Origin of the sequence: Nisaea sp., from assembly GCF_017640745.1 — a bacterium.
Classification (GTDB): domain Bacteria; phylum Pseudomonadota; class Alphaproteobacteria; order Thalassobaculales; family Thalassobaculaceae; genus Nisaea.
Genome location: NZ_JAEPQA010000017.1, coordinates 84,709 through 110,953, shown reverse-complemented (window position 1 = coordinate 110,953; position 26,245 = coordinate 84,709). Strand labels below are relative to the sequence as shown.

24 protein-coding genes are annotated in these 26,245 nt (G+C 64.3%); 13 read left to right on the top strand and 11 right to left on the bottom strand.

What is annotated here, in order from left to right; genetic code table 11:
- The first annotated feature begins 78 nt into the window (after positions 1-78).
- Both hutU and JJ959_RS13360 read left to right on the top strand, forming a co-directional pair.
- Positions 79-1,749: a urocanate hydratase gene (gene hutU, locus JJ959_RS13365; protein ID WP_292884342.1), complete on the top strand. Its 1,671-nt coding sequence runs from the start codon at positions 79-81 to the stop codon at positions 1,747-1,749.
- Between the two features lie 109 nt (positions 1,750-1,858).
- Positions 1,859-2,734, top strand: a complete 876-nt coding sequence (locus tag JJ959_RS13360; RefSeq protein ID WP_292884340.1) for a ferric reductase-like transmembrane domain-containing protein — start codon at positions 1,859-1,861, stop codon at positions 2,732-2,734.
- On the opposite strand, the gene JJ959_RS13355 is transcribed toward JJ959_RS13360, so the two are convergent.
- Entirely contained in the window at positions 2,735-3,361 is a 627-nt protein-coding gene (locus JJ959_RS13355) for a DsbA family protein (protein WP_292884338.1), read from the bottom strand.
- A gap of 85 nt (positions 3,362-3,446) precedes the next feature.
- On the opposite strand from JJ959_RS13355, the gene JJ959_RS13350 reads away from it, so the two are divergent.
- Positions 3,447-3,635, top strand: a complete 189-nt coding sequence (locus tag JJ959_RS13350) for a DUF2256 domain-containing protein (protein WP_292884336.1) — start codon at positions 3,447-3,449, stop codon at positions 3,633-3,635.
- Here the strand turns inward: JJ959_RS13350 and JJ959_RS13345 are convergent.
- The 3 genes from JJ959_RS13345 to JJ959_RS13335 form a co-directional block, all read right to left on the bottom strand.
- Entirely contained in the window at positions 3,590-5,119 is a 1,530-nt protein-coding gene (locus JJ959_RS13345) for a cryptochrome/photolyase family protein (RefSeq protein ID WP_292884334.1), read from the bottom strand. The genes JJ959_RS13350 and JJ959_RS13345 overlap by 46 nt on opposite strands.
- 84 nt (positions 5,120-5,203) lie before the next feature.
- Entirely contained in the window at positions 5,204-5,626 is a 423-nt protein-coding gene (locus JJ959_RS13340; RefSeq protein WP_292884332.1) for a response regulator, read from the bottom strand.
- Entirely contained in the window at positions 5,623-8,700 is a 3,078-nt protein-coding gene (locus tag JJ959_RS13335; RefSeq protein ID WP_292884330.1) for an ATP-binding protein, read from the bottom strand. Before JJ959_RS13335 ends, JJ959_RS13340 begins: the two co-directional genes overlap by 4 nt.
- A gap of 228 nt (positions 8,701-8,928) precedes the next feature.
- Between JJ959_RS13335 and JJ959_RS13330 the strand changes: the two genes are divergently transcribed.
- The 3 genes from JJ959_RS13330 to JJ959_RS13320 are packed head-to-tail and all read left to right on the top strand — an operon-like array spanning position 8,929 to position 10,773.
- Positions 8,929-9,603 carry an ABC transporter ATP-binding protein gene (locus JJ959_RS13330; RefSeq protein WP_366817052.1) on the top strand — a complete coding sequence of 225 codons (675 nt, stop codon included), beginning with the start codon at positions 8,929-8,931 and terminating at the stop codon, positions 9,601-9,603.
- Positions 9,600-10,199: an energy-coupling factor transporter transmembrane protein EcfT gene (locus tag JJ959_RS13325; protein ID WP_292884328.1), complete on the top strand. Its 600-nt coding sequence runs from the start codon at positions 9,600-9,602 to the stop codon at positions 10,197-10,199. Before JJ959_RS13330 ends, JJ959_RS13325 begins: the two co-directional genes overlap by 4 nt.
- A 22-nt stretch (positions 10,200-10,221) precedes the next feature.
- Positions 10,222-10,773 carry a biotin transporter BioY gene (locus JJ959_RS13320; RefSeq protein WP_292884326.1) on the top strand — a complete coding sequence of 184 codons (552 nt, stop codon included), beginning with the start codon at positions 10,222-10,224 and terminating at the stop codon, positions 10,771-10,773.
- 71 nt (positions 10,774-10,844) lie between these two features.
- Here the strand turns inward: JJ959_RS13320 and JJ959_RS13315 are convergent, their stop codons facing one another.
- The 6 genes from JJ959_RS13315 to JJ959_RS13290 all read right to left on the bottom strand — a co-directional run bounded on the left by JJ959_RS13315 (position 10,845) and on the right by JJ959_RS13290 (position 17,395).
- Complete coding sequence (locus JJ959_RS13315) at positions 10,845-11,129, bottom strand: hypothetical protein (protein ID WP_292884325.1); 285 nt, start codon at positions 11,127-11,129, stop codon at positions 10,845-10,847.
- Between the two features lie 93 nt (positions 11,130-11,222).
- A complete protein-coding gene (locus tag JJ959_RS13310; protein ID WP_292884323.1) occupies positions 11,223-12,200 on the bottom strand; it encodes a PLP-dependent transferase in 978 nt (325 codons plus the stop codon).
- Positions 12,201-12,203: 3 nt separating this feature from the next.
- The gene (locus JJ959_RS13305) at positions 12,204-13,346 is read right to left on the bottom strand and encodes a hypothetical protein (protein ID WP_292884321.1); all 1,143 of its coding nucleotides are present in this window, start codon (positions 13,344-13,346) and stop codon (positions 12,204-12,206) included.
- Between the two features lie 22 nt (positions 13,347-13,368).
- Positions 13,369-14,913, bottom strand: a complete 1,545-nt coding sequence (locus tag JJ959_RS13300; protein WP_292884319.1) for an acetolactate synthase large subunit — start codon at positions 14,911-14,913, stop codon at positions 13,369-13,371.
- A gap of 115 nt (positions 14,914-15,028) precedes the next feature.
- Positions 15,029-16,291: a polyhydroxyalkanoate depolymerase gene (gene phaZ / locus JJ959_RS13295; protein ID WP_292884317.1), complete on the bottom strand. Its 1,263-nt coding sequence runs from the start codon at positions 16,289-16,291 to the stop codon at positions 15,029-15,031.
- 147 nt (positions 16,292-16,438) lie between these two features.
- A complete protein-coding gene (locus tag JJ959_RS13290) occupies positions 16,439-17,395 on the bottom strand; it encodes a S1C family serine protease (protein WP_292884315.1) in 957 nt (318 codons plus the stop codon).
- A 522-nt stretch (positions 17,396-17,917) separates the two neighbouring features.
- On the opposite strand from JJ959_RS13290, the gene JJ959_RS13285 reads away from it, so the two are divergent.
- The 3 genes from JJ959_RS13285 to JJ959_RS21355 all read left to right on the top strand — a co-directional run bounded on the left by JJ959_RS13285 (position 17,918) and on the right by JJ959_RS21355 (position 21,209).
- Positions 17,918-18,433: an HAD family hydrolase gene (locus tag JJ959_RS13285; protein WP_292884313.1), complete on the top strand. Its 516-nt coding sequence runs from the start codon at positions 17,918-17,920 to the stop codon at positions 18,431-18,433.
- Positions 18,434-18,558: 125 nt separating this feature from the next.
- Positions 18,559-20,733: a malate synthase G gene (locus JJ959_RS13280; RefSeq protein ID WP_292884311.1), complete on the top strand. Its 2,175-nt coding sequence runs from the start codon at positions 18,559-18,561 to the stop codon at positions 20,731-20,733.
- Between the two features lie 2 nt (positions 20,734-20,735).
- Positions 20,736-21,209 (top strand): GIY-YIG nuclease family protein, encoded by a 474-nt coding sequence (locus tag JJ959_RS21355; protein WP_366817050.1) that lies wholly within the window; start codon positions 20,736-20,738, stop codon positions 21,207-21,209.
- Here JJ959_RS21355 and JJ959_RS13275 read toward each other — a convergent pair whose 3' ends face one another.
- A complete protein-coding gene (locus JJ959_RS13275) occupies positions 21,210-21,395 on the bottom strand; it encodes a hypothetical protein (protein WP_292884309.1) in 186 nt (61 codons plus the stop codon).
- A 354-nt stretch (positions 21,396-21,749) separates the two neighbouring features.
- Between JJ959_RS13275 and ppk2 the strand changes: the two genes are divergently transcribed.
- From ppk2 to JJ959_RS13255, 4 genes are all read left to right on the top strand, one after another.
- Entirely contained in the window at positions 21,750-22,553 is an 804-nt protein-coding gene (gene ppk2 / locus JJ959_RS13270) for a polyphosphate kinase 2 (protein ID WP_292884307.1), read from the top strand.
- 97 nt (positions 22,554-22,650) lie between these two features.
- The gene (locus tag JJ959_RS13265) at positions 22,651-23,832 is read left to right on the top strand and encodes an acetyl-CoA C-acyltransferase (protein ID WP_292884305.1); all 1,182 of its coding nucleotides are present in this window, start codon (positions 22,651-22,653) and stop codon (positions 23,830-23,832) included.
- 13 nt (positions 23,833-23,845) lie between these two features.
- Positions 23,846-25,045 (top strand): acyl-CoA dehydrogenase family protein, encoded by a 1,200-nt coding sequence (locus tag JJ959_RS13260; RefSeq protein ID WP_292884303.1) that lies wholly within the window; start codon positions 23,846-23,848, stop codon positions 25,043-25,045.
- Positions 25,046-25,058: 13 nt separating this feature from the next.
- The gene (locus JJ959_RS13255) at positions 25,059-26,201 is read left to right on the top strand and encodes an acyl-CoA dehydrogenase family protein (RefSeq protein WP_292884301.1); all 1,143 of its coding nucleotides are present in this window, start codon (positions 25,059-25,061) and stop codon (positions 26,199-26,201) included.
- Positions 26,202-26,245 lie beyond the last annotated feature (44 nt).

The following is a 26,245-nucleotide window of genomic DNA, read 5'->3' as shown; positions in this document are numbered from 1 at the left end:
ACCTCAGCATCGTCAAGGCAAGCGGCCATCTGCCGCTGATGGAAATTTCCAGCCGCTACTGATCCCCGGAGAGACGCCATGAAAGATCCCCGCAAGAATGTCCGCGACATCTTCCCGCCGACCGGTCCGGAACTGAACGCGAAGAGTTGGACCACCGAAGCGCCCCTTCGGATGCTGATGAACAACCTGCATCCGGACGTCGCCGAGAATCCCCACGAGTTGGTGGTCTATGGCGGCATCGGCCGCGCCGCCCGCACATGGAACGACTTCGACCGCATCGTCGAGAGCCTGAAGGAACTGGAAGAGGACCAGACGCTTCTCGTGCAGTCGGGCAAGCCGGTCGGCGTCTTCCGTACTCATGCCGACGCGCCGCGTGTTCTGATCGCGAATTCGAACCTGGTGCCGCACTGGGCAACCTGGGAGCATTTCAACGAGCTCGATCGCAAGGGCCTGATGATGTACGGCCAGATGACGGCCGGCTCCTGGATCTATATCGGCAGCCAGGGCATCGTGCAGGGCACCTACGAGACCTTCGTCGAGGCCGGGCGCCAGCACTATGGCGGCAACCTGACCGGGAAATGGATCCTGACGGCAGGGCTCGGCGGCATGGGTGGCGCTCAGCCGCTCGCCGCTGTGTTCGCCGGTGCCTGCTGCCTTGCCGTCGAATGCGACGAAACGCGGATCGATTTCCGCCTGCGCACGAAATATCTCGACGAGAAGGCGACCAGCCTCGACGAGGCTTTGCAGATGATCGAGCGCTGGACCGCAGCCGGCGAGGCGAAATCCGTCGGCCTGCTCGGCAATGCCGCCGACATCGTGCCGGAGATCCAGCGCCGCGGCATCCGTCCCCATATCGTCACCGACCAGACCTCGGCGCACGACCCGGTGCACGGCTATCTGCCGCAGGGCTGGAACGTCGCCGAATGGCGCGAGAAGCAGGAGAGCGATCCGAAAGCGGTCGAGAAGGCCGCGCGCGCTTCGATGAAGAAACATGTCGCGGCCATGGTCGCCTTCTCGGAAAGCGGCGTGCCGACGGTCGATTACGGCAACAACATCCGCCAGGTCGCGCTCGAGGAAGGGCTGGAGAACGCCTTCGCCTTCCCGGGCTTCGTGCCCGCCTATATCCGCCCGCTCTTCTGCCGTGGCGTCGGTCCATTCCGCTGGTGCGCGCTCTCCGGCGATCCGGAGGACATCTACCGCACGGACGAGAAGGTGAAGGAGCTGCTGCCGGGCGACAATCACCTGCATAACTGGCTTGAGATGGCGCGCGACCGCATCGCCTTCCAGGGCCTGCCGGCACGGATCTGCTGGGTCGGGCTCGGCGATCGCCACCGGCTCGGCCTCGCCTTCAACGAGATGGTCCGCAAGGGCGAGCTCAAGGCACCGGTCGTGATCGGCCGCGACCATCTGGACTCGGGTTCCGTCGCCTCGCCGAACCGGGAGACCGAAGGCATGCGCGACGGCTCCGACGCGGTTTCCGACTGGCCGATGCTGAACGCCCTGCTGAACTGCGCCTCGGGCGCGACCTGGGTCTCGCTGCACCATGGCGGCGGGGTCGGCATGGGGTTCTCGCAGCATGCCGGCATGGTCATCGTCTGCGACGGCTCGGAGGCGGCGGACAGGCGGCTCGAGCGGGTGCTCTGGAACGATCCGGCGACCGGTGTCATGCGGCACGCGGATGCCGGCTACGAGATCGCCCTCGACTGCGCACGCGAGCACCAGCTCAACCTGCCCGGCATCCTCGGGTAGGACGAGCGCACGGCATGGTCACGCGATCGTGCGTTCATGTCAGCACCACCACTGACCAGCTTGCCCGGAAGCGCTTGAATTCCGCCTCCGGGCAAGGAGAATGCACCGCATGAGTTCCGCGACCGTCCGCCGGCCTGCCGCCAGCGTGTTTCCACGCCACCTGCCCTGGACCGACCGGGCGGGCCGGCTGTCGCGGCTGAAGCTTGCGGTCTTTCTCGCCCTGCTCGCGCCGGCGCTGCTGCTCCTCGCCGATGCGCTCGCCGGCACCCTCGGCGCGCGCCCCTGGGACGCGGCGGTCCACCGGGTAGGCTGGTGGACCACCCTCTTCCTGATAGCTTCGCTGGCCGTGACACCGCTCCGCCGCGCTCTGCGCTGGGGCGAACTGATGTCGATCCGGCGCATGGTTGGGGTGACGGTCTTTTTCGGCGCCGTCCTGCATCTCGTGCTCTATGCCGGACAGCAGGCCTGGGACCTGCCGAAAGTGGCGAGCGAGATCGTGCTGCGCTTCTATCTCACCATCGGCTTCGTCGCCCTGCTCGGCCTCGGGGCCCTCGCGGCGACCTCGACCGACGGCATGGTGCGCCGCCTTGGCGGGCCGCGCTGGCAGAAACTGCACAAGCTTGTCTATCCGATCGCCTTGCTGGCGCTGGTCCATTTCTTCCTCCAGGTGAAGAACGACGTGACAGAGCCGCTGCTCTTCAGCGGTCTCTTCGCCTGGCTGATGCTCTACCGAGTCTGGAACTGGAAGATCGGCGCGCCCGGGACGGCCACGCTCTCGGCTCTCGCGCTTCTCTCCGCGACGCTGACCGCCGGCCTCGAAATCGTCATCATCACGCTGAAATACCCGGTCTCTGTTGCGACCATGCTGGAGGCGCAGTTCGATTTCGCGGCCGGCATCCGCCCCGTCTGGTGGGTGCTTGCGGCGGGCCTGGCCGTGGTCGTTCTTGCCGAGGTCCGCCGCAGGCAGAAAGCACGCACCGCCTGATCAGGCGAGCCGAGCCCAATTGTCCGCAAAGGGCCTCTCCAGCGCCCGCGCGACCAGTTCCAGCCGATCCTGACCGTAGAAGACGTCGCCGTCGACGACATAGGTCGGCGAACCGAAGAAGCCCCGTTCGATGGCATCGGCCGTGTTCGCCTCGTGCCGCGCGCCGATTTCCGGGGCAGCGGCCGCAGCGATCAGCGCTGCACCGTCGAGGCCGACTGCGCCCGCGAGCTTTTCCAGAGTGAGCAGGTCCGAGAGGTCTGCATCGTCCGCCCAGTGCGCTTCGAGGAAGGCATGCGCGAGGCGGTCGGTTCCGGGATCCGTCTCGCCATTGGCGATCAGCATCCGGTTCGCGGTCTCGTAGGAGGCCTGATGGTACGTCGGCGTCCGTCCCAGCATGCGCACGCCGCGATATTCGGCCCAGCGCTCGATCTCGCGGCGGAAGGCATAGTTCCGGTAGACCGGGTCCGCGATCCGCTCCGCGTTCCCCCGCGCGGCGACAAGCGTCCGGAGATGAAACGGCCGGTGAACCAGCACCGCGCCCGCGGCGGCGGCGATCTCCATAAGTTTGGCGGAGCCGATCCAGGCATAGCCGGAATAGGCGGCGTAGAAATATTCGATGCGCTTCATGCGAGACGGCTCCCGGTACCGGCACTGATCCTTCATGCAGCGCCCACCGTAGAAGGTGACACCGACACCTCTCCGTGGCCAGACAATGAAGATGAAGCGCAAGGGCGACCTGCCCGAGAAGATCTGTGTGACCTGCCGGCGCCCGTTCGCCTGGCGGCGCAAGTGGGCGCGCGCTTGGGACGAGGTGCGCTACTGCTCGGAGCGGTGCCGGCGATCAGCGAAGACCGGTCATGAGGAAAGCTCCGCGAGGAAAGACGCCGCGCTCTCTCGATAGGCGGCCTGTTTGTCCTCCGCCATCCGGTCCCAGGTCCGATAGACCGGACCGAGACGCGGATTGCCGTCCAGCTTCTCGCGGTTCCGGGCGAGGAAATCCCAATAGAGATAATTGAACGGGCAGGCGTCCTTCCCGGTTTTCCGCTTCACGTCGAAACGGCATTCCTCGCAATAGTCCGACATCCGGCTGATGTAGTTCCCACCGGCGGCGTAGGGCTTGGAGCCGAGCAGTCCGCCGTCCGCGAACTGGCTCATCCCGAGCGTGTTCGGCATCTCCACCCATTCATAAGCATCGGCATAGACCGCGAGATACCATTCATGCACCTCGTGCGGATCAACCCCCGCCAGCATGGCGAAATTCCCGGTGATCATCAGGCGCTGGATGTGATGGGCGTAGGCCTCTTCCTTCGTCTGCCCGATCGCGGCCGCGAGACAGGTCATCTCCGTCTTGCCGCTCCAGTAGAAATCCGGCAGCGGACGGTCGGCGCCGAAGAAGTTCGACTCCGCGTAGCCCGGCATCTTAAGCCAGTAGATCCCCCGGACATATTCCCGCCAACCGATGATCTGGCGGATGAAGCCCTCCGCCGCGTTCAGCGGGACGTCACCGTCCCGATACGCCTGCTCGACCTTTCGGCAGACTGCGAGCGGATCGAGCAGCCCCGCATTGATGTAGAGGCTAACGACGGAGTGATAGAGGAACTTCTCGCCCCTCAGCATCGCGTCCTGAAAGTCGCCGAAGCGCGGCAGGGCCTCCCCGACGAAACGATCGAACGCGGCTTCCGCCTGCTCCCGCGTCACCGCGAACCAGAAGGGCTCGAGATCCCCGAAATGATCGCCGAAGTCCTGGGCGACGAGATTGAGCACCCCGCGCGTCACCCGGTCCGGAGCGGTTTCGAGCGGCTGCGGCATGAAGAGATCCGACGAGGCGGGCTTGCGGTTCTCCGCATCGTAGTTCCACTTGCCGCCGGCGGGCTGATCGCCGTCCATCAGCAATCCCGTCCGCCGCCGCATGTCGCGGTAGAAATACTCCATCCGAAGCTGTTTGCGCCCCTCGGCCCAGGCCGCGAAATCCTCCCGGCTCGCTAGGAAACGCGTGTCGGGCAGGATCTCGACGGGGCGCCCGAGCCCCTCGCTCCAAGCTTCCATCTCCCGCAACAGCCGCCACTCGCCGGGCTCGGTCACCACGACGCGCGCGGCATCGTGACGGCGCGCAAAGCGCGCGACCTCGTCGCCGAGCGAACCCGTATTGTCCGGGTCGTCGTACCGGACATAATCCACCGTCCAGCCGTCGCCTCGGAGCTCTTCCGCGAAGTGGCGCATGGCCGAGAAGACGAAGGCAATCTTCTTCTTGTGGTGCCGCACATAGGTCGCTTCCGCCGCGACCTCGGCCATGAGGATTCGGTCAGACGCCTTGCGAGCCGCTGTCAGCGACGAAAGTGACGGCGTTAGCTGGTCGCCGAGAATGAGCACCAGACAGCCCGTCATGCGGATTTTCCTCTCCTGATCGACTAAGCGCTTTACGGAGAGAACACCGCACTGGATTGATCGCGGGGCGGCCGAGGAAAGCGGTCAGCTCTCCCGGCGCGCCTTGTGCTCGGCCAGGACCGTGTCGATCTTGATCTTCAAATGCGCGAGGGATACGGGCTTCGCGATATAGCCGTCCACACGCAGCTCCTTCGCCTTCAGCACCGTGTCGACCTCCGCATCCGCCGTCAGGAAGATGACCGGAAGGTTGGCGACATCTCTCGTGTTCAAGTTCCGGACCGTCTCAAGGAACTTCATGCCGCCCATAGGTTCCATGTGGATGTCGCAAAGGATCAGGTCGGGACGGACCCGGAGCAATTCCTTCATACCGTCAATGCCGTCGCTCGCTTCGTAAATCGTATCGAAGCCGATCTCCCTCAGCAGACGCACGATGATCCTGCGGATATGCGTCTCGTCCTCCAGGACCAGAACGCGTTTCAGGTCGTAGGCGGATTGAGCCCCGGTCATTTCCGATGCCCCTCTTGGTGAAAGATCTCCCGGACTGTCTCTTCGAACTCGGTCAGTGTCGGGGTCAGGATCTCGACCATGATCGAGGCCATAGCCTCGTCCTTTTCGTCGAGCGCTGCCTGCAGGTCACCGGCAATCCGGCCCAATCTGAGCGCGCCGACAGACAGAGCGGCGCCCTTTAGAGAATGTGCCGCATTTCGGGCCGCATGATGGTCACCGGATTCCAGTGCCCGCGCAATCTCCTCGATTCGCGGGCCCCAGACCGCCTGCGCGGAAAGAACGAATGCCCTGGCTTCCCCGTCGAGCGATCCGAATGCCTCTTCCATCGAGGACGGATCGAAGATCTCCCGGTCCCATTTGGCAGCGGCCTCGGCGGGAGCGCGGCTCTCTGCAGCTGCGCTGCGCCTGAGATCAAGCGCTTGCGGCAGGTACTGCGCCAGCATCGCGCCGAGCGCGCGGCTGTCGATCGGTTTCGTGAGGCAGGCATCCATGCCGGCATCGAGGCATTCGGCTTCGGTCTCGGCCATGGCGTCGGCGGTGAGTGCGATCACCGGGAGCCGTCGGCCGGTCTCCCGTTCCCGCAGGGCCCGGGCCAACGCCAAGCCGTCCATCTCCGGCATGTTGATATCGGTCAGCAACAGGCCGTAGCCACCCCGTTCCAGCGCCTCGAGCGCCGCCCGTCCGTCGGGCACCAGTTCGGCGGCAAAGCCCATGCGCGCAAGCATTTTCCGGATCACCGTCTGGTTGGTCTGGTTGTCCTCTGCGACCAGGACCAGCGCATCTGCCGCGCGCGCCGTCTCGGCGGACGGCGGCGCAAAGGAAAGATCCGGACGCGTTTCAGCCTCTGTCGCCCCGGCGGTTTCGAGACCGAGGGCAACGGCCACGGCGCGCCAGAGCTTCGGGCGCGTGAGCGGCTCGGCGACCAGCAGCGCGGCCTTCGCCTTTGTCCCTGGCGCCAGCGATGCCAATTGCTCCCGTCCGCCACAGAAAACGAGTACGCCTCCCGGCTTGCGCAACCGCTCCGCCTCTTCGGCGGCGGCAAGCGGTCCCGAGATCACCAGCTCTCCCGGAGCGGGTTCCGGCCCGGAATCGCTGACGATGGCGATATTCGAAACGCCGCCTGCCTGGAGGTAGCGCGCCGCGATCTCGGTTTGCTCAGGTTCCATGCCGACCAGAATCACCCGGGCGGCGGACAGTCCGTAGGGCGGGACCGGCGGCATGGACTCCACGACCGACAGCGGCAGCTCGAACCAGAAAGTCGATCCCTCCCCTGGCGTACTCTCCACGCCGATCCGCCCGCCCATCAGCTCCGCCAGACGGCGGCAGATCGAAAGCCCGAGACCGGTGCCGCCGAACTTTCGGGCGGTAGACTGATCCGCCTGCACGAAAGGCTGGAACAACAGGCTGCGCTGCTCTTCGGATATCCCGATCCCGGAATCGCTCACCTCGAAGCGGAGCCATCCGGCGCCGCGTGTCGCAAGTGCCCGGACTCGGATCCGGACTTCTCCGAATTCGGTGAACTTGACCGCGTTCCCCACGAGATTGAGGAGGATCTGCTTGAGCCGGGTCGGATCGCCGAGGCGCCGGTCGGCAAGGTCGGTCTGCATATCGACGACAAGCGAAAGCCTCTTCTCCTCGGCGCGGGGAGCGACGATTTCCGCGGCGGCGTCGACGCTCTCCATCAGCGAGAACGGAACCCTCTCCACATCGAGCTTGCCTGCCTCGATTTTCGAAAAGTCGAGGATGTCGTTGATGATGGTCAGCAGAGCGGAGGCGGACTCGCGGATCACCCGCGCCATGCTGCTCTGCTCGGCGTCAAGCTTGCTGACCGCGAGGAGCTCAGCCATCGACATGACGCCATTCATCGGCGTGCGGATCTCGTGGCTCATGGTGGCGAGGAAGGCGGATTTCGCGCGTGTCGCCGCTTCGGCCGCATCGCGGGCCTCCACCAGTTGCGCCTCGGCCCGGACGCGTGCGGCAACCTCGACCCCGAGCTTCACGACATAGAAAGAAACCGAACCGAAGGCCACGATCGCGAGGAACAGGAGCGCCACATTGCGCAGCAGGGTTTCGTGCGCGTCGGCGAGGATCGTATCCATGTCCTGCGCAAGATAGATGCTGATCGGCATCGCCAGATTCGGATCCAGATCGCCTTTGGTCGCGAGATATTCCCCGTCGCCCACATCGACGACCTGGACCGCATCCGTCTGCCGGACCGCCTCGATCAGGATCCGCTCGACGGAATCTTCGGCGCGGTAGCGTTCGAGGAACGCCTCGACGTCGGCCCGCTCCGAAGGACGGGCGCGGACCAGATCCGGATGCGCGAGCATGCGTCCCGCGAGATCCGTGGCGAAAACCATGTCCTCGAAGCGGGTCAAAGTATTGGCCGCATCGAGCAGGGTCAGCGAAAGGGAGGCGAGGGAAAGATCCACCCCGAGCACCCCCCAGAGCGTCCCGTCGTCCCGGTAGATGCGATGCGCGTAGGTGACACCGAGAGATCCGCTGGAGGCGAAGATATAGGGTTTGGTCCAGACCGGACCGCTGGAGGTGACGGCCGCCTTGTACCAGGGACGGCTGCGCGGATCGTACGGCTCGGCCTCGATCTGCTTCTCGTCCCAGCGCCCGTTTCCGCTTCCCGGCTGGAACCACCGGCCTTGAGGAAGACTGACAGGATCGTCGATGATCCGCCGGGTGAGACCGGCGGCGATGCCGCTCTTGCTCGACGGCACGAGGTCCTGAACATGCAGGAAACGGCCGTCCGGGAAACCGAGAAAAATACCGTTGATCTGCCGGGTCCGGAGCACCGGGCCGGTCGCGATGGCGAAGAAAAGTTCGCGGGCCTCGCTCTCGGAACGCGCGGTCAGACGTGCATCGACCATGGCTTCGTAGACCGCCGGTCCAGGCTCGAAGAGCCGGTTGAGCTCTCGCGTGAACGCGCTGCGCGCGACGGCGAGTTGCTCGCTTCCGCCGGCAACGAGTTCGCCGTGCTGCTTCTGATAGACCCAGAAGGATATGCCCGATCCGACTGCAAGGATGAGCAGAAAGGCGGCAAGCGATACCCAGGTCCGTTTCATCGAATTTCCTGAGCCTTCACGAGAGCCGCCCCCACTTATCTAAAATACCATGCAATGATGCATGGAATAACGCCTCTGAGAATCCTTTTTGTCGCCTTCCGATACTTTGCCGCGGCCGAAGGATGGCGCACCGGGCGAAGCCGGAGATCGCGGCGGCGGGCAATCTCTGCTTTCGGCTTGCCTTTGCCGGGCCTGCTGGGGCAGAAGGCCCGGCACGGGGGATGGTGATTGATTTCTCTTGAACAGGTGAATGCAACGGTTCCCGGCCGGACCGTGCTGAAGGACGTGACGCTGACGCTGCGCGAGCGGCGGATCGCCGTGATCGGTGCGAATGGCTCCGGAAAGTCGACATTCGCCCGGCTGCTGAACGGCCTCGTAAGGCCCAGCTCGGGGCGGGTGACGGTGGACGGGGTCGACACCGCGAAGGATGCGAAGGCGGTGCGGCGGCTGGTCGGTTTCCTCTTCCAGGATCCGGACAACCAGATCGTCATGCCGCTGGTCGAGGAGGATCTGCGTTTCAGTCTGAAAGCGCTGAAGCTCGACCGGCCTGAGGAGGACGCGGCGATCGAGCGGATCCTCTCCCGCTTTGCCCTCGGCCATCTCCGCGAGCAGCCGTCCCACAATCTGAGCGGCGGCGAGAAGCAGCTTCTGGCCCTTGCCAACATCCTGCTTCGGGCACCGCGCTATCTGGTGCTGGACGAGCCGACGACCCTTCTCGACCTGCGAAATCGCCGACGTGTGATGGAAGCGATCGACGCACTCCCGGAAACCGTCATCTGCGTCACCCACGATCTCGAAATCGCCGCCGGATACGAGCGCGTCCTGCTCCTGGAGGACGGCCGGGTACTCGACGATGGCCCCGCGGAGGCCGTGATCGCGCGCTACCGGAGCATGGCGGAATGAACCTGTCTCTCTACCAGCCCGGCACCTCGCCTGTGCACAGACTGCACGCAGTCTGGAAACTCGCCGGGCTCTTCGCTGCGGGCATCGCCGTCCTCCTGACGGAGTCTCCGCTCCTGCTCGCGATCGGCCTTGCCTCGGTGCTTGCCTGTTTCATGCTCGCCCGCCTGCCCCTTGGAGCGGTACTCCGACAGGCACTCCCGCTGTTCGCCGTTCTCGCCGTGTTTTTCGCCGCGCATGCCATCTTCACATCGCCGGAACTCGGCACAATCCTGGTCCTCCGTTTCGCGACGATCATCGGCTGCGGCCTGCTGCTCACGCTGACGACCAAGGTCTCGGACATGATGGCCGTGCTCGAGCGCGCACTCCGGCCGCTTGCCCTCTTCGGGATCAATCCGGCGAAGATCAGCCTTGTCTTCGCGCTGACTATCCGCTTCATTCCGGTACTCGCCGACACGTGGATGTCGGTACGTGCGGCCCAGCAGGCGCGCGGGCTCGGCGGCAATCCGCTGGCCCTCCTGGTCCCGGTGACGATCCAGACCCTGCGCCGCGCCGACCAGATCGCGGAGGCCATCGAGGCCCGCGGCGTCGAGCTCTGAGCAAACGAACAAGGAAGTTTTCATGACCACACGCGACCTCGTCCTGATCGCGCTCTTCGCCGCCATAACCGCGGTTCTCGGACTGTTTCCGGCCCTGACCCTGCCGCTGACCGGGGTGCCGGTGACGGCGCAGACATTGGGCGTGATGCTTGCAGGCTCGCTGCTCGGCGCCAGGCGCGGCGGTCTCGCTCTCCTCGTCTTCCTGGTTCTGGTCGCAGTCGGACTGCCGCTGCTCGCCGGCGGACGGGGCGGTGCCGCGGTTTTCGCCGGCGTTACGGCGGGGTTCCTGTTTTCATGGCCGATTGCGGCATGGCTGATCGGCTGGCTGACCGAGAAGACCTGGGAGCGCTACAATCTCTGGCGCGCCGTCGCGATCAATATCGTCGGCGGCATCGTGCTGGTTTATGCGGGCGGGATCGCCTGGATGGTCGCGGTCGCCGGCATCCCGCTGGACAAGGCGCTCTATGGCTCGCTCCCCTTCATCCCGGGCGATGCGCTCAAGGTCGCCGTCGCCGCGGCGGCGGCGATCGCATTGCGGCGCTATCAGCAGCACCCGCTCGGGCACCCCGCCTGAGAGGAAAGATCTTCCTGAACAAATGAAAAGCGGCCCAGTGGGCCGCTTTGTTTTCTTCTGACGCGAGACGCTCAGACAGCTATGTCGAGAGTTGTCCCGCGGTTCGGGTCGCCGGAATTCGGCAGCCGGTCGTCGCGCGCCTGCGTGCCCGCACCCGGATTGTCGTTCTCGCCCCGGCTGCTGGCGGATTCCGCAACGCCGGTCGACGGCTCACTCGCCGCGGTATCGAGCCGCGCCGTATTGCCCCCGTTTTCCTGCACCTCGCCGCGCTCTTCGCTCGCAGGAGCCTGCTCCTGCGGCCGCACGAGGCCCCGCAAATCTGTCAGTGATGCGCTGATCGCTGATCCGACAGCCATGATCGTCTCCAAACGAATGATCCGGAATTCTCCGGAAAACGCCTTCAAATATAGTTGCGGCCCGCGACAAGTTCAATCGCGGATCTTGCCAGCTCAGCCGAACGCGGCCCGGAAATCCTCGGCCAGCGTGGCCGCATCCGCCGCCGGAACGCCGATGCGGACGATCCCGTCAGCGATGCCGAGGGCAAGGCGGATCTCCTGCGGCACCGCCTCGTGGGACCGGCGCGCATAGTGCCAGTAAGTCCCGGGAAGGCCCGGTGCAAGGCCCGGACCGAAACATTGCAGCCGGCCAAGAGCGCCCGCGACTTCCGAAGCCGCCCCTTTCAGCGTCAACGACAGTTCCGCCGCGCCTCCGCCGGGATAGAAGAGGTCTTCCACGAAGTCTGCTTGCGCGAGGATGTCCGCCAGCGCCGCGGCACTGGCCGCCCGCCGCGCCATTTCCTCCGGAAGCCGCTCCAGGTCCCGGAGCATTTCCGCCGCCTGCCCCGGCTGAGGCAGAGCGTCATAGGCCGTCTGCAGAAACGCAAAGCGGTCCTCCGCGAAACCTTTTTCCCGCGAGAACGCGACCAGTCCGCCACGCACACCAGCGTTCTGTTCCGAGAACGCGCGTCCGGGAGCAGCGGAAAAGACGATGTGAGCCCCAGACGCGAGGGACTGTGCGCCCGCATCTGTCCACGCGGAGATATCGACAACGGTGGATATGTCGCGGGACCTGGCGAACCGCGCGAGCGCCGGGAGATCGGGGCTGGAAAGTTTCGGTCCGGCGAGCGCCTCGATCCAGAGCAAGCGCGTTTCGTCAGAGACCGCAGCCTCCACCGCGGCGAGGTCCGCCATGTCGGCGAACCCGACTTTGAGGCCCGCAGAACGCCGGCGAATGCCTTCGATCATCCGGTAGACGTCGGCCTGGAGTCCTTCGGAGACAAGGATATGCGCACCACCGTCGAGCAGATCGAGCAGGGCCGAGACCGCAAGCGGGGCCGACACGAAGGCATAACCGTTGCCCCCCTCGTTGGCCCGCGCGAAAGCCGCTTCCAGCGCCGCGACTTCCGGCGGCCTTTGGAATGCCCGCATGGTTCAGCGTCCGCCCAGGATCCGCACGCTGGTCCGGCCGAGCTCGAAGAGCGGCTCGAAACGGAGAAAACGCATCGAGGAATTGCCGACATAGGTGCGCCAGACCTCGATTGTATGGTCGATCCGGCTCATGCTGTCGCCGAGCTGGTAGAATCGCTTGCCGGCGGTGTTCAGGAACTTGATGAACGGCTCGGGGCTCTTGTGATCGCGGAACAGGATCTCGTAGGAATTGCGGTAGTCGGACAGCATCAGATGCACCGCCTTCCAGCGCTTCTGATATAGTTTCCGCCACTCGCCGAGTTGCTGGTCCATCGACATCTGCGCCATCGACGGCATCGAGTCGAGAGGGCGCGACTCCGAATTCAGCCAGTTCGCATAGTCTTTCCAGGTCTCCTGGCGCCGGGAGAAGACATAGTCGTAATAGATGATGCCTTTCCAGGCATAGAAGGTCTCGGCGGCGTCCGCCTCGCTGATCCGCATCGCCTTGATGACGGGCTTCAGCGCGTCCATGTCGTTGCCGTCCCAGAGCTTGTTCACCAGTGTCTTCAGGTATACGGCCCGGTTCGCATCCGTCACGCCCTCGAACGCGGTTTCGACGATCGGCTGGAACTGGCGCATGACATGGTCGCGAACGCGTCCGAACTCCGCCTCGGTGATCTCGAAATATCCCGGATGCGGATCGAACCCTTCCGACTCCATGCGCTCGCGGAACAGGAAGGGATCCACGGACGGCAATTCGTCGATGATCTTCAGGATCTTCAGATCGGCCGCGGCCTCCTCGGACGCTTCCGAGGCCGACATTCCCGCATGGAACTGCAGGGCGGTCCGCAAATTTCGGTCGTTCAGGAAGATCGACTTGCCGCCCTCGAGATCGGCTTTCTGATTGTAGGAAAAGAAGATCTTGGTTCCGACCGGATTTGTCGACGCCTCCCTCATGTCGTCGTCCGGATAGACTTCCTTCATGAAGATCGCGTTGTTGAGATCGCGAGTCTTGAACAGGAACTGCCCCGGCGCCCCGCCGGCGGCGAGCACATTCCTGTGCAGCGCCGCGCAGTTGAAGACCCGCGACGAGCCGGCCTGCAGCATGCGGGACAGCTGCTCGACGGCAAGTCGCTCTATCGAAACACGTTTACGCGTATGACCCATGGTCGAGAGTATGTACCAAAAGTTACATCCAGGCTTCGATCAAATGCGGGCCGGGCTCGTTCAGTGCGCGTTCGAACTGCTGGTTGAACTCCTCCGCGGTCGTCGCGCGGGTCGCCGGAACGCCCATTCCCGCGGCAAGCTGCCGCCAGTCGAGATCCGGCCGGCCGATCTCCAGCATGTCGAAGGCCTTTCGGCCCGGATTCTGCGCACCGACGTTCATCAGCTCGCCTTTAAGGATCTCATACGTCCTGTTGGCAAATATAACGTTAACCACGTCGCATTTCTCACGCGCCTGGGTCCAGAGCGCCTGAAGCGTATACATGCCGCTGCCGTCGCCTTCGAGGCAAATGACCTTGCGGTCCGGACAGGCGATCGCGGCACCGGTCGCGTAGGGCATGCCGATGCCGATCGAGCCGCCGGTCAGCGCCAGCCAGTCATGCTGCTCGGTACCTGCCGTGAACGGCATCAGACCCCGTCCCGAGGTGACAGATTCGTCCGCGATGATCGCATCCTTCGGCATGAAATGCCCGATGGCCGATGCGATGCTTTCCGGCGTCAGCTCGCCCGTCATCAGGTCAGGCTTCTTCCCTTCCTGACGAATCGGTTCGACATCCGTGGCTCCGACCTCGTCGGCGATGTCGCGCAGCGCCGCCAGCAGATCGTACCCTTCCGGCGCGACCTCGACGACCTTGCAGCTTTCCGGGATCAGCACGCTGGGCTTGTTAGGATAGGCGAAGAAGGCTACCGGAATCGGCGCGCCGAGCAGAATCAGATGCTTTACGGTGCCAAGCTGCTTCAGGGCGATGTCGACCGGATACTGGATGCGCTCGACCGGAACGCGGCCCGCGCCGCGCTCCCAGCGCCGGTTGCTGGTCTTGCAGGACAACCGGCAGCCGGTCTTGGCGGCAATACGCCCGGCCATTTCGAGCGCCTCGCCCATCAGCGCGGTGTCCGACATGTGGATCATGCATTCCTCGCCGGAGACCAGCGCGGCGGCGGCGGCGCGGACCGCCTCTTCCGACGCCTTAGGCCGGGCGACCGGCGGCACCGGCGCGGCCGGACCGTCGGACTCCTCCCAGGCGGTGTTCGCCGGGAGGATCAAGGTCGCGATCTGGCCAGGCACGCCCATTGAGGCCGCGACCGCTTCGGCCCCGTCCTTCGCCACGTCCTTCGCCGACATCGAGGTCCGAACCCAGCCGGAAACCGGACGGGCGATACCCTCGATATCCGCCGTCAGCGGCGCATTGTGCTCGACATGGTAGGTCGCGTGCTCGCCGACGATATTGACGATCGGCGTAAAGGCCTTCTTCGCGTTATGCAGGTTGGCGAGGCCGTTGCCGAGGCCGGGACCGAGATGCAGCAGGGTCGAGGCCGGCTTGCCGGCCATCCGGGCATAACCGTCGGCCATGCCGGTGACGACACCCTCGAACAGGCCGAGCACGCAGCGCATGCCCTCGACCCGGTCGAGCGCGGCGACGAAGTGCATCTCCGAGGTGCCGGGGTTGGAGAAACACACGTCCACTCCGGACGCGACAAGGGTTCGCACCAGGCTCTCTGCGCCGTTCATCTTTGTCCTCTGAAATCAGGGAGGTCGGGAAAGGAACAGGGATGATGGCAACGGGCCGCCGAAAGAGCAAGTCCGGCGGCCGCGTCACCCTGTCCGATTTGGCGTTAGCGCTGTTCTAGCCCGCGATCGCGTGCAGCTTGCGGGACTTGGCGCCGAGCTCGTGATCGTGCGTGCGGATGAATTCCTTCACCATCGGCGCGATCTCGCGCCGCCACCGCCCGCCGTTGAAGATGCCGTAATGCCCGACATTCTTCTGCAGGTGATAGTGCTTCATCGAGTCCGGAAGGTTGGACGCGAGGTCCAGAGCCGCCCTGGTCTGGCCGACACCGGAAATATCGTCCAGCTCACCCTCGACGCAGCAGATCGCCGTCCTGGTGATCGCTTCCGGCTTCACCGGATGCCAGCGCGCGATCATCTCGCCCTTCGGCAGGGAATGCTTCTGGAATACGGTCTCGACAGTCTGCAGGTAGAACTCCGCCGGCAGATCCATGACCGCGAGATATTCCTCGTAGAAGGCCTTGCGCTTATCGGCCTCTTCATCGTCGCCCTGCACCAGATGATCGAACAGCTCGTTCAGCGAGATCATGTGCCGGTCGAGATTCATCGAGATGAAGTTGGTGAGCTGGATGAAGCCCGGATAGACCCGGCGCCCCATGCCCGGATAGGGCGGCGGCACCATGGTCACGACATGGCGCTCGAACCATTCGATCGCGTGTTCCTTGGCGAGCTTGTTGACCGCCGTCGGGTTGCGCCGCGTGTCGATCGGCCCGCCCATCAGGGTCATCGAGGCCGGCGCGCAGATATCGCCCCAGCCGGACATCACGGATACTGCGGCGAGTACCGGCACGCTCGGCTGACAGACCGCGATCACATGCGTGTTCGGCCCGAGATAGTGTAGGAAATCGATGATGTAATCGATGTAGTCATTCAGGTTGAACCGGTCGGAGGTGATCGGCACGTAGCGGCAATCGTTCCAGTCGGTCACATAGACATCGTGGTCCGGAAGCATCGCTTCCACGGTACCCCGCAACAGCGTTGCGTAGTGCCCTGAAAGCGGCGCCACCACCAGCAGCTTCGGATCCTTACGCTTGGTATCGCGCTTGAAGTTCACCAGGCTGCAATAGGCACGATGGATGACGGCGTCTTCCTCGACCGCGACTTCCTTGCCGTCGATCACGGTCTTCTCGAGCCCCCATTCGGGCTTTCCGTACCGCCGCGTAACGCGCTCGAATAGCTCCGCCGCTGATCCGATCTGCCGTCCGATGGGCGTATAGGAGAGCGGGCTCCAGGGCGCCATGACCGAATTGCGCACCGCCTGCGCACCGAGGCGCCACGGCATGATCGCCATGCGGGTGGCTTCATACATATGATACAGCATTGCTTTGGCTCCGTTCTCCGGAGGACGCGGCGAAAGCCTGGGCTGGCCGCCGCAATCTCCACACCATTGACCGATGATACTGTCACTCTCTTTGCTGCATTGCACCAAAGAAAGTGGAACGCGTGTTTCAGATGCCGGACGCGGCGCTTAATGGACCGCCGGCGATTTCAGCAGTGCATCGCGCGAAATCGAGCGAACTTCCGCATTCAGGATCTCGCCGTCCCGCGCGAGAGACAGCGGCACGGTGACTCCCGCCTCGCCCAGTGCCCAGACATGGCGGAAGAACTCCGCAAGCGATTTGACCCGTGCATCGTCCACGGCGACGACGATGTCGCCAACCTGGATATTCGCCTCATCGGCAGGGCCGTTCTCGCTCAAAGCGGCGACCACGACCTGATCCTGAATCTCCGTGCCGAAGATGCCGAGCCAGGGACGCGGCGGCTTTGCGACCCGTCCGAAGGTCGAAAGCTGTTCAAGAATCGGTTTGAGGAGATTGATCGGCACCACCATGTTGCCGTCGATCGCGCCATCTTCCGTGGTCTGCTGCACCATGAGCGAGCCGATCCCGAGCAGACTTCCGTCGGGACCGATCAGACCGCAACCGCCCCAGTTGGGATGCGCCGGCGCGGTGAAGATGGCCTTGTCGAGCAGATACTCCCAGTAGCCGGCGAATTCGCGAATCGCCATGACCTCCGCTGCCACAGCACTCTTCGCGCCGCCGACGCCGCCGAGAATGACCGGATCGCCTTCTTCGAGAATGTCCGAATCTCCAAGCGGAAGCGCCGGGAGATCGAGATGCCCGAGAGCCTGCACGAGACCAAAGCCGGTCTCCTGATCGTACCCGAGCACATGGCCGGCAAGGGCGCGGCCGAAATTGTCGGTGATCCAGACCTGCTCGGCTTCCGTCACGAGATAGCCGATGGTCAGGACCAGTCCGTCCTCGCGGATCACGACGCCGTTGCCGCTCCGCTCCGTGCCGAGAATGTCCGCCGTGAAGGCGTCGTCCGGGATGGCTGTTCTGATACCGACCAGGGAGGCATAGACCCTGTCGAGATCGAAGCCGTAATCCTGCTGTCGAGGCGACTGTGCGCGTTCCTGTTCCATCATGTCCCGACGCTATGACAAATCCGGCCCCGGCGCACCACTATACAGACCCGTTCCGCGGTTGGAAGTCCGCACGGGCAGGGTCGCGAGAGGAACTCGGGCGGATGCGGCAAGACGCGGACTCGCAGAGCTCAGCGGGCCGAGTTGCCACGCATGTAGCGTTTCTCCGGACGATACGGATGAAACAGAGCATGCACGGACTTACGTACAATTTCCATTATGCGGACCATTCTGTCCTACTCCGTCGGCTCTGGGCCGGGCTCCGGCGCCCTTGCGCGATGCCCCGACCCTTTTTTCGGTTTAAATACGAAAGTATGCAATCGACGGGCCAAGGAGAGGCCCGATGCATTACGTTGCCTACTGTGCGATATGGGAATGAAGATAACGTAAAGAAACCAAGGGATTTGACCAAAATGCGCGGTGTGCGGACGGGCTGTGAAAAATCTCACTCCCGGATGGCAGCCGACGGGAACGGGCTTGTCTCGCCCCCCGTGCGCAAAAGATTGGCAGAGCGGCAATCGGATGACCAAAAGACCAGCAGCCTTCCTCGACCGCGACGGCGTTCTCAACCGGGACACTGGCTACCCGCACAAGCCCGAACAGATCGAGTGGATCCCCGGCGCCCGCGAGGCCGTCGCGCTGCTCAAGTCGCACGGGTACCTCGTGTTCGTCGTAACCAATCAGTCCGGAATCGCCCGCGGCTATTTCGGCCCCGAGGAAGTTGAGGCTTTACACGGCTGGATGGACCGGGAATTGCGCGCCGCCGGAGGGGGGATCGACGATGCCCGTTTCAGCCCTTTCCATCCGGATTTCGACGACGGCCGATTCAGTCATCTCGCCCATTGGCGCAAGCCCGGACCCGGCATGATCCACGATCTGCTCGAGCACTGGGACGTCGATCTCTCGCGGTCGTTCCTGATCGGCGACAACCTGACGGACCTGCAGGCGGCCGAGGCGGCGGGGTTGCCGGGTTTCCGGTTCACCGGCGGCAACCTCCGCGAATTCGTCGAAAAGGTCCTCTCGAAGAAAGCCGTCTGAGCGCCCGCAATAAAAAATGGTTTCCGTTTCCGCATCGCGGAACCTCAGCTTGCGCCGCTGCCCGGCGATCACGAGGATGCGCCGCGATTTAGATGATCATGACCCCATGCGGAAAGGGCTTCCCAATGACCAGCCGGACCGAGATCGGCAGCCTGCAGATCGACTCAGGACTTTACGAGTTCATCAATAAAGAAGCCCTGCCGGGCACGGGCGTCGATGCGACGGCCTTCTGGAACGGCCTGGACAAGATCGTCCGCGACTTCGCTCCGAAGAACCGCGTCCTTGTCGCCAAGCGCGACGAGCTGCAGAACAAGATCGACGCCTGGCACAAGGCCAATCGCGGCGCCGGCTTCGATCTCGACGCCTACAAGGCGTTCCTGAAGGAAATCGGATATCTGGTCGAGGAAGGCCCGGCCTTCTCCGTCGGCACCACGAATGTCGACGCCGAGATCGCGACGGTCGCCGGCCCGCAGCTGGTCGTCCCTGTGATGAATGCGCGCTACGCGCTGAACGCAGCCAACGCGCGCTGGGGCAGCCTCTATGATGCACTCTACGGCACCGATGCGATCTCCGACGAAGGCGGCGCCGAAGCCGGCGGCGCCTACAATCCGAAGCGAGGCGCGAAGGTCATCGCCTGGGCCCGCGACCTGCTCGACCGCTCCGCACCGCTCGCCAACGGCAGCCATGCCGATGCCGCCGGCTATTCCGTGTCCGGCGGTGCGCTTTCCGTCGCCCTGAAGAACGGCAGCACCACCGGCCTGAAAGACCCGGCCCAATTCGTGGGTTACAAGGGCGATGCGGGCGCACCGAGCGGGATCCTGCTGAAGAACAACGATCTGCATCTGGAGATCGTCGTCGACAAGAACCACCCGATCGGCAAGGACGATCCGGCGGGCGTCGCCGACGTCATCGTCGAGGCGGCGCTGACCACGATCATGGACTGCGAGGATTCGGTTGCCGCGGTCGATGCAGAGGACAAGGTGCTCGCCTACCGCAACTGGCTCGGCCTGGTGAAGGGCGATCTCTCCGACAGCTTTGTGAAGGGCGGCAAGGAAGTCGTCCGCAAGCTGAACCCGGACCGTACCTACACGGCACCGGACGGCAAGGGCGAGGTCCGGCTGCACGGCCGCAGCCTGATGCTGGTGCGCAATGTCGGCCTGCTGATGACCAATCCCGCGATTCTCTATGATGGCGGCAAGGAAATCCCGGAATGCATCATGGACGGCGTCTTCAATGCCGCCATCGCCCTGCATGACATCCGCGGCGCCAACAACGGCGGCAACAGCCGCGCCGGTTCGGTCTACACCGTGAATCCGAAGATGCACGGGCCCGAGGAAGTCGCCTTCATCGAGGCGCTCTTCGCCGAGACCGAGAAGCTGCTCGACCTGCCCAAGAACACTCTCAAGATGGGGATCATGGACGAGGAGCGCCGCACCACGGTGAACCTCAAGGAATGCATCCGTGCCGCCAAGGACCGGGTGGTCTTCATCAATACCGGCTTCCTCGATCGTACCGGTGACGAGATCCACACCTCGATGGAAGCCGGCCCGATGATCCGGAAGGGCGACATGAAGGCCTCTTCCTGGATCAAGGCCTACGAGGACTGGAACGTCGATATCGGGCTCGAATGCGGTCTGCAGGGCCATGCCCAGATCGGCAAGGGCATGTGGGCCATGCCGGACCTGATGGCCGAGATGCTGAAGCAGAAGAAGGCGCATCCGGAAGCCGGCGCGAACACCGCCTGGGTGCCGTCGCCGACCGCCGCCGTGCTGCACGCGACGCATTATCACGACCTGAACGTGAAAGCCCGCCAGGACGAGCTGAAGTCCCGCGGTCGGGCCAATCTGGACGACATCCTCTCGATCCCGGTCGCCGAGCGGCCGAACTGGGACGCGGAAACGATCCAGCAGGAACTGGACAACAACGCCCAGGGCATCCTCGGCTATGTGGTGCGCTGGGTCGATCAGGGCGTCGGCTGTTCCAAGGTGCCGGACATCAACAATGTCGGGCTGATGGAAGACCGCGCGACCCTGCGCATTTCCAGCCAGCACATCGCCAACTGGCTGCATCACGGCGTCTGCACCGCGGCCCAGGTCGAGGAGACCATGAAGCGCATGGCGAAGGTGGTGGACGGCCAGAATGCCGGCGATCCCGCCTACAAGCCGATGGCTCCGGACTATGACAAGAGCATCGCCTTCAAGGCGGCCTGCGATCTCGTCTTCAAGGGCCGCGAGCAGCCGAGCGGCTACACCGAGCCCGTGCTGCACGGCCGGCGTCTCGAAGTGAAAGCCGCCGGATAACGATGAAGCCGGTGTCCGGGACAGCTCTCGACGGCCTGATAGAGGCCGTCCGGACGCGGGTCCCGGACACCGGCATCGTTCACCGCACAGACGAAACGCTTGATTCGGATCCGGGCAGTTACCTGCTTCTTCTGCGGCTTCGATCGCCGCTGCTCGTTAGGATTGGAAAACGCGAGTCCCGTCTGCCGTCAGGTCTCTACGTATATTCCGGGAGCGCAAAGGGGCCTGGTGGCCTGAAGGCCCGCCTCGGCCGACACCTCCGCGGAAACGGTCAGCTACGCTGGCATATAGACCAGATTACCGCGCATGCGGATGATCGAGCCGGTCTGGCCTTCAGATCGCTCACGGAATGCGACCTGACCGCCAGGCTGCTCGAATGTTCCTCTTTTTGTGTACCTGTTCCGGGATTCGGTAGCAGCGACTGCAGCACCTGCAGGTCGCACCTGATCAGGTTCCAGGCGTCCCCCGAGGACTGATCAGTCGTCCTCGCGCGGCCGCAGGCCCAGATCCATGACCTGCTTGCGAGCCTCTTCGTCCTCGACCCCCTCGACCGCCGAGAGCAGCATCGCCGCCGCGACGACGCCTTCCATGTGGGCTTTGAGGGGCGACAAGCCGCGATCGAACGACTCCGCCACAGTCTCGAAATAGGCGTCTTCGATCATGCTAATCGTACTTTGGTCCACAACAACCTCTAGAGGACGAGGAGTAAACAGTCGATCCCGCCACCGGCCAATTCCGACCTTCCCTGATCCAGAGGATCAGTATTCCCAGGAACACGTTTCCCCGGGGATATCAGAGTGGAAGGCACCCAACCCCGCGCAGCGGCGGATCCGGTTTCCCAGACTAAACAGCAGCTCCTAACAAATAGTGACTCCGGACGTATCTTTCACGCCTTAAGCCATACACGTTTCGCAATCCGGCATTGCGGTTTCCGCCATTCCCGGGCGGGTTCTTCCGGTGGCTGACAGACGGCTCCCACGCGTGATCTAATTCGAACGGCAGCCAAAGGAGATCCCATGGCCAAGGGCAGCGGCGGCAAACACCGGAAACTCGGCCGCAAGGCCTATGAGAAGGCGCTCTATGACCTGCAGGTCGAACTCTGCCGCCTGCAGACCTGGGTCAAGGCAACGGGCGAGCGTGCCATCGTCGTGTTCGAAGGCCGGGACGCCGCCGGAAAGGGTGGGGTCATAAAGCGCATCACCGAACGCGTGAGCCCGCGTGTCTTCAGGGTCGTCGCCCTGCCCGCGCCGTCGGAGCGCGAGAAGACCCAGCTCTACGTCCAGCGGTATATCCAGCATTTCCCCTCTGCCGGCGAGATCGTTCTCTTCGATCGCTCCTGGTACAACCGGGCCGGCGTCGAAAGGATCATGGGCTTCACCGAAATGGAGCGCGTCGAGCATTTTCTCCGTACCATCTCCTTCTTCGAGCGCGAGGTCGCGGAGACGGGAATCAAGCTGATCAAGTATTTCCTCCATGTCGACCAGGAGGAGCAGGAAAGACGCTTCTTCTCGCGCATCACCGACCCGACGAAGCACTGGAAGCTGAGCGCGATGGACATTGAGTCCTTTCGGCGCTGGGACGAATATTCCATCGCCTATGACGAGATGCTGCGCGACACCCACACACCGGATACGCCCTGGTTCATCATCGATGCGAACGACAAGAAGCGGGCGCGGCTGAACCTGATCACCCATCTTCTCGCTCAGTTCGACTACAAGCCGATCCCGTTCGAGGCCCCGACGCTGCCCCCGCGCGAGACCATCAAGGGCGCCCCCCAGGACGGACCGCGCTACGGCGTCCGGATCCCGGAGCCCTATTGACGGCGCCTTGTTTCGCCAAGCGAAACTGAATTTCGAAAAGACTTGTCGCTCTCCCCCTCCGTTCGATATGACATAACAAAACGAATGGGAGGAAACGGTGAAGGAAGCCGTCATTCTGTCGACTGCCCGAACCGGGCTGGCGAAGTCCTTTCGCGGCGCGTTCAACGACACCCACGGCGCGACCATGGCCGGCCATGCGCTGGCCCACGCGGTCCAGCGCGCGGCGGTCGAGCCGGGCGAAATCGAGGACGTGATCCTCGGCTGCGGCCTGCCCGAGGCCGCGACCGGCAAGAACATCGCCCGGCTTTCCGCGATCCGCGCCGGACTGCCGGTCTCGGCCGGCGGCGTCACCGTGAACCGTTTCTGCTCCTCCGGCCTGCAGGCCATCGCCATGGCGGCGCAGCGCGTCATCGTCGACGGCGTGCCGGTGATGGCGGCGGGCGGCGTCGAATCCATCAGCCTGACCCAGGCCAACCTCAACCAGACCCGGCTCGAGGAGCCCTGGCTGATGGAGCACAAGCCCGAACTCTATCATTCCATGATCGAGACTGCCGATCTGGTCGCCGAGCGCTACGGCATCTCCCGCGAGGCGCAGGACGAATATGCCGTGCGGAGCCAGCGGCGCACCGCCGCCGGTCAGGAAGCCGGCAAGTTCGACGAGGAGATCGTTCCGATCACCGTCGAGAAGCTGGTGAAGAACCGGGAAACCGGCGAGACCTCCCGCGAGACGGTCACGCTGACGAAAGACGAGTGCAATAGGCCCGGCACCACGTTCGAAAGCCTCGCCGGTCTCGAGCCGGTGCGCGGCGCAGGACATTTCATCACCGCGGGGAATGCCAGCCAGCTCTCCGACGGCGCCTCGGCCTGCGTCATCATGGACGCGAAGCTCGCCGAGCAGCGCAACCTCACCCCGCTCGGTATCTTCCGCGGCCTCGCGACGGCCGGATGCGAGCCGGACGAGATGGGGATCGGCCCGGTCTTCGCCGTGCCGCGTCTTCTTGAGCGGAACGGCCTCAAGGTGGACGACATCGATCTCTGGGAACTGAACGAGGCCTTTGCCTCCCAGGTTCTCTATTGCCGCGATAAACTCGGCATTCCGGACGAGAAACTGAACGTCAACGGCGGCTCGATCTCGATCGGCCATCCCTACGGGATGACCGGCTCGCGGATGGTCGGGCACGCCCTCATCGAGGGCAGGCGCCGTGGCGCCAAATATGTAGTGACCACGATGTGCGTCGGCGGCGGCATGGGCGTCGCCGGCCTCTTCGAAGTGGCGTAAGGGAGCAGACGATATGGACTTGAACTTCACCCCGGAGGAACTGGCGTTCCGCGACGAGGTGCGCGCCTTCCTGAAGGCCGGCGTGCCCGACGACCTCCGCGCCAAGATCAAGGGCGGCAAACGTCTGGTGAAGGACGATTATTTCCGCTGGCACAAGGCGCTTTCCGAGCAGGGCTGGCTCGGCTCGAACTGGCCGAAGGAATTCGGCGGCCCAGGCTGGACGCCGGTGCAGAAGCATATCTTCGAGGAGGAATGCTACGCCTACGGCGCGCCGCGGACCTTGCCGTTCGGCGTCAACATGGTCGCCCCGGTGATCATGAAATTCGGCAGCCAGGCGCAGAAGGATTACTACTTGCCGCGCATCCTCGACCTGACCGACTGGTGGTGTCAGGGCTATTCCGAGCCGGGCTCCGGCTCCGATCTCGCCTCGCTGCGTACCAGCGCGGTGCGCGAGGGCGACCATTACATCGTCAACGGCCAGAAGACCTGGACGACGCTCGGCCAGTATGCCGACAAGATCTTCTGCCTCGTGCGCACGAACCCGAACGCGGCGAAGCCGCAGGAAGGCATTTCCTTCCTGCTGATCGACATGGAAACGCCGGGCGTCACCGTGCGTCCGATCATCCTGCTCGAGGGCGAGCACGAGGTGAACGAGGTCTGGTTCGACAATGTGAAGGTCCCGGCCGAAAACCTCGTCGGCGAGGAAAACAAGGGCTGGACCTACGCCAAGTACCTGCTGACCCACGAGCGCACCGGCATCGCCAATGTCGGCTCCTCCAAGGCGGCGCTGCTGCATCTCAAAGCCATCGCCCGGGACCAGGTGAAGAACGGCCGCCCGCTGATCGAGGACCCGCTGTTCCGCAACCGGATCGCCAAGGTCGAGATCGACCTGATGGCGCATGAGATGACCAACCTGCGGGTGCTGGCCGAGGTGCAGTCCGGCGGCGCACCGGGGCTGGAAAGCTCGATCCTTAAGATCCGCGGCACCGAGATTCGTCAGGAGATTACCGACCTCGCGAGGCGCGCGATCGGCCCGTACGCGATCCCGTTCCAGTCGGAAGCGCTGGATGAGGGTTTCAACGGGGAACCGGTCGGCCCGGACTATGCCGCGCCGATCGCCCAGCAATATTTCAACATGCGCAAGCTCAGCATCTATGGCGGGTCGAACGAGATCCAGAAGAACATCATCGCCAAGGCCGGGCTCGGACTCTAAGGGATTACAGGAAATGGATTTTTCGCTCAGCGAAGAGCAGCGCATGCTCAAGGATACGGTCGAGCGTCTGGTGCGCGAGACCTATGATTTCGAGACCCGCCAGAAGATCGCCGGCAGTGAGGAAGGCTTCTCCCGAGAGGTCTGGGGCCAGCTTGCCGAACTCGGCATGCTCGGCGTGCCGTTCGCGGAGGAATTCGGCGGACTCGGCGGTGGCGGCATCGATCTGATGATCCTCGGCGAGGCGATGGGCCGTGGCCTCGTGGTCGAGCCCTATCTCTCCACCGTCGTGCTCGGCGGCGGCCTGGTCGAGCTGCTCGGTTCGCCCGAACAGAAGGAAACGCTGCTGGGTGCCGTGGTTGGTGGCGAGATGCTGCTGGCTCTTGCCCATGGCGAGCCGGACAGCCGCTACGAAGCCGCCCATGTGCGCTGCACGGCGGAGAAGACCGGCGGCGGCTGGAAGCTCACCGGGCGCAAGTCGGTGGTGCTGAACGGCGCTTCCGCGGACATGCTGATCGTCTCCGCGAGGATCTCCGGCAACCATGACGACGAGGACGGCATCGGCCTCTTCCTGGTCGAGAAGGGCGCCGCGAACATGAAGCTTCACGGCACGCCCGCGATCGACGGCACCCACGTCGCCGAGATCGCGCTCGACGGCGTCGAGGTCGGCGCCGATGCCGTGCTCGGAACGCCGGGCGCCTGCTTCGCCGCGATCGAGGAAGTGATGGCCCGCGCCATCGTCCTGCTCGCCGGCGAGGCGGTCGGGGCGATGGAGGTCGCGGTCGACACAACGGTCGAGTACCTGAAGACCCGCAAGCAGTTCGGCCGTGCGCTCAGCCAGTTCCAGGTGCTTCAGCACCGCGCCGTCGACATGCGGATCGCGCTGGAGCAGGCGAAATCCCTCGCCGTCCTCGCCGCCGCACGCCTGAACGAGCCGCGGCAGATCCGCGAGCACGCGGTGAGCGCCGCCAAGGCCGGGATCGGCCAATATGCCCGCGCCGTCGGCGAGCAGGCGATCCAGCTCCATGGCGGCATCGGCATGACCTGGGAGGTTCCCGTCGCGCATTACGCCAAGCGGCTGGTGATGATCGATCACCTCTTCGGCGACACCGACCACCATCTCGAGCGCTTCGCCGCGCTCTCGGATGCGGCTGCGTAAGAGCAACCAACTTCAATCGTCATACCGGCGAAGGCCGGTACCCA

Excerpts from the sequence above, each read along its gene's own strand:
- hutU (WP_292884342.1), top strand. The coding sequence starts at position 79 with ATGAAAGATCCCCGCAAGAATGTCCGCGACATCTTCCCGCCGACCGGT.
- JJ959_RS13360 (WP_292884340.1), top strand. The coding sequence starts at position 1,859 with ATGAGTTCCGCGACCGTCCGCCGGCCTGCCGCCAGCGTGTTTCCACGC.
- JJ959_RS13355 (WP_292884338.1), bottom strand. The coding sequence starts at position 3,361 with ATGAAGCGCATCGAATATTTCTACGCCGCCTATTCCGGCTATGCCTGG.
- JJ959_RS13350 (WP_292884336.1), top strand. The coding sequence starts at position 3,447 with ATGAAGATGAAGCGCAAGGGCGACCTGCCCGAGAAGATCTGTGTGACC.
- JJ959_RS13345 (WP_292884334.1), bottom strand. The coding sequence starts at position 5,119 with ATGACGGGCTGTCTGGTGCTCATTCTCGGCGACCAGCTAACGCCGTCA.
- JJ959_RS13340 (WP_292884332.1), bottom strand. The coding sequence starts at position 5,626 with ATGACCGGGGCTCAATCCGCCTACGACCTGAAACGCGTTCTGGTCCTG.
- JJ959_RS13335 (WP_292884330.1), bottom strand. The coding sequence starts at position 8,700 with ATGAAACGGACCTGGGTATCGCTTGCCGCCTTTCTGCTCATCCTTGCA.
- JJ959_RS13325 (WP_292884328.1), top strand. The coding sequence starts at position 9,600 with ATGAACCTGTCTCTCTACCAGCCCGGCACCTCGCCTGTGCACAGACTG.
- JJ959_RS13320 (WP_292884326.1), top strand. The coding sequence starts at position 10,222 with ATGACCACACGCGACCTCGTCCTGATCGCGCTCTTCGCCGCCATAACC.
- JJ959_RS13315 (WP_292884325.1), bottom strand. The coding sequence starts at position 11,129 with ATGGCTGTCGGATCAGCGATCAGCGCATCACTGACAGATTTGCGGGGC.
- JJ959_RS13310 (WP_292884323.1), bottom strand. The coding sequence starts at position 12,200 with ATGCGGGCATTCCAAAGGCCGCCGGAAGTCGCGGCGCTGGAAGCGGCT.
- JJ959_RS13305 (WP_292884321.1), bottom strand. The coding sequence starts at position 13,346 with ATGGGTCATACGCGTAAACGTGTTTCGATAGAGCGACTTGCCGTCGAG.
- JJ959_RS13300 (WP_292884319.1), bottom strand. The coding sequence starts at position 14,913 with ATGAACGGCGCAGAGAGCCTGGTGCGAACCCTTGTCGCGTCCGGAGTG.
- phaZ (WP_292884317.1), bottom strand. The coding sequence starts at position 16,291 with ATGCTGTATCATATGTATGAAGCCACCCGCATGGCGATCATGCCGTGG.
- JJ959_RS13290 (WP_292884315.1), bottom strand. The coding sequence starts at position 17,395 with ATGGAACAGGAACGCGCACAGTCGCCTCGACAGCAGGATTACGGCTTC.
- JJ959_RS13285 (WP_292884313.1), top strand. The coding sequence starts at position 17,918 with ATGACCAAAAGACCAGCAGCCTTCCTCGACCGCGACGGCGTTCTCAAC.
- JJ959_RS13280 (WP_292884311.1), top strand. The coding sequence starts at position 18,559 with ATGACCAGCCGGACCGAGATCGGCAGCCTGCAGATCGACTCAGGACTT.
- JJ959_RS21355 (WP_366817050.1), top strand. The coding sequence starts at position 20,736 with ATGAAGCCGGTGTCCGGGACAGCTCTCGACGGCCTGATAGAGGCCGTC.
- JJ959_RS13275 (WP_292884309.1), bottom strand. The coding sequence starts at position 21,395 with ATGATCGAAGACGCCTATTTCGAGACTGTGGCGGAGTCGTTCGATCGC.
- ppk2 (WP_292884307.1), top strand. The coding sequence starts at position 21,750 with ATGGCCAAGGGCAGCGGCGGCAAACACCGGAAACTCGGCCGCAAGGCC.
- JJ959_RS13260 (WP_292884303.1), top strand. The coding sequence starts at position 23,846 with ATGGACTTGAACTTCACCCCGGAGGAACTGGCGTTCCGCGACGAGGTG.
- JJ959_RS13255 (WP_292884301.1), top strand. The coding sequence starts at position 25,059 with ATGGATTTTTCGCTCAGCGAAGAGCAGCGCATGCTCAAGGATACGGTC.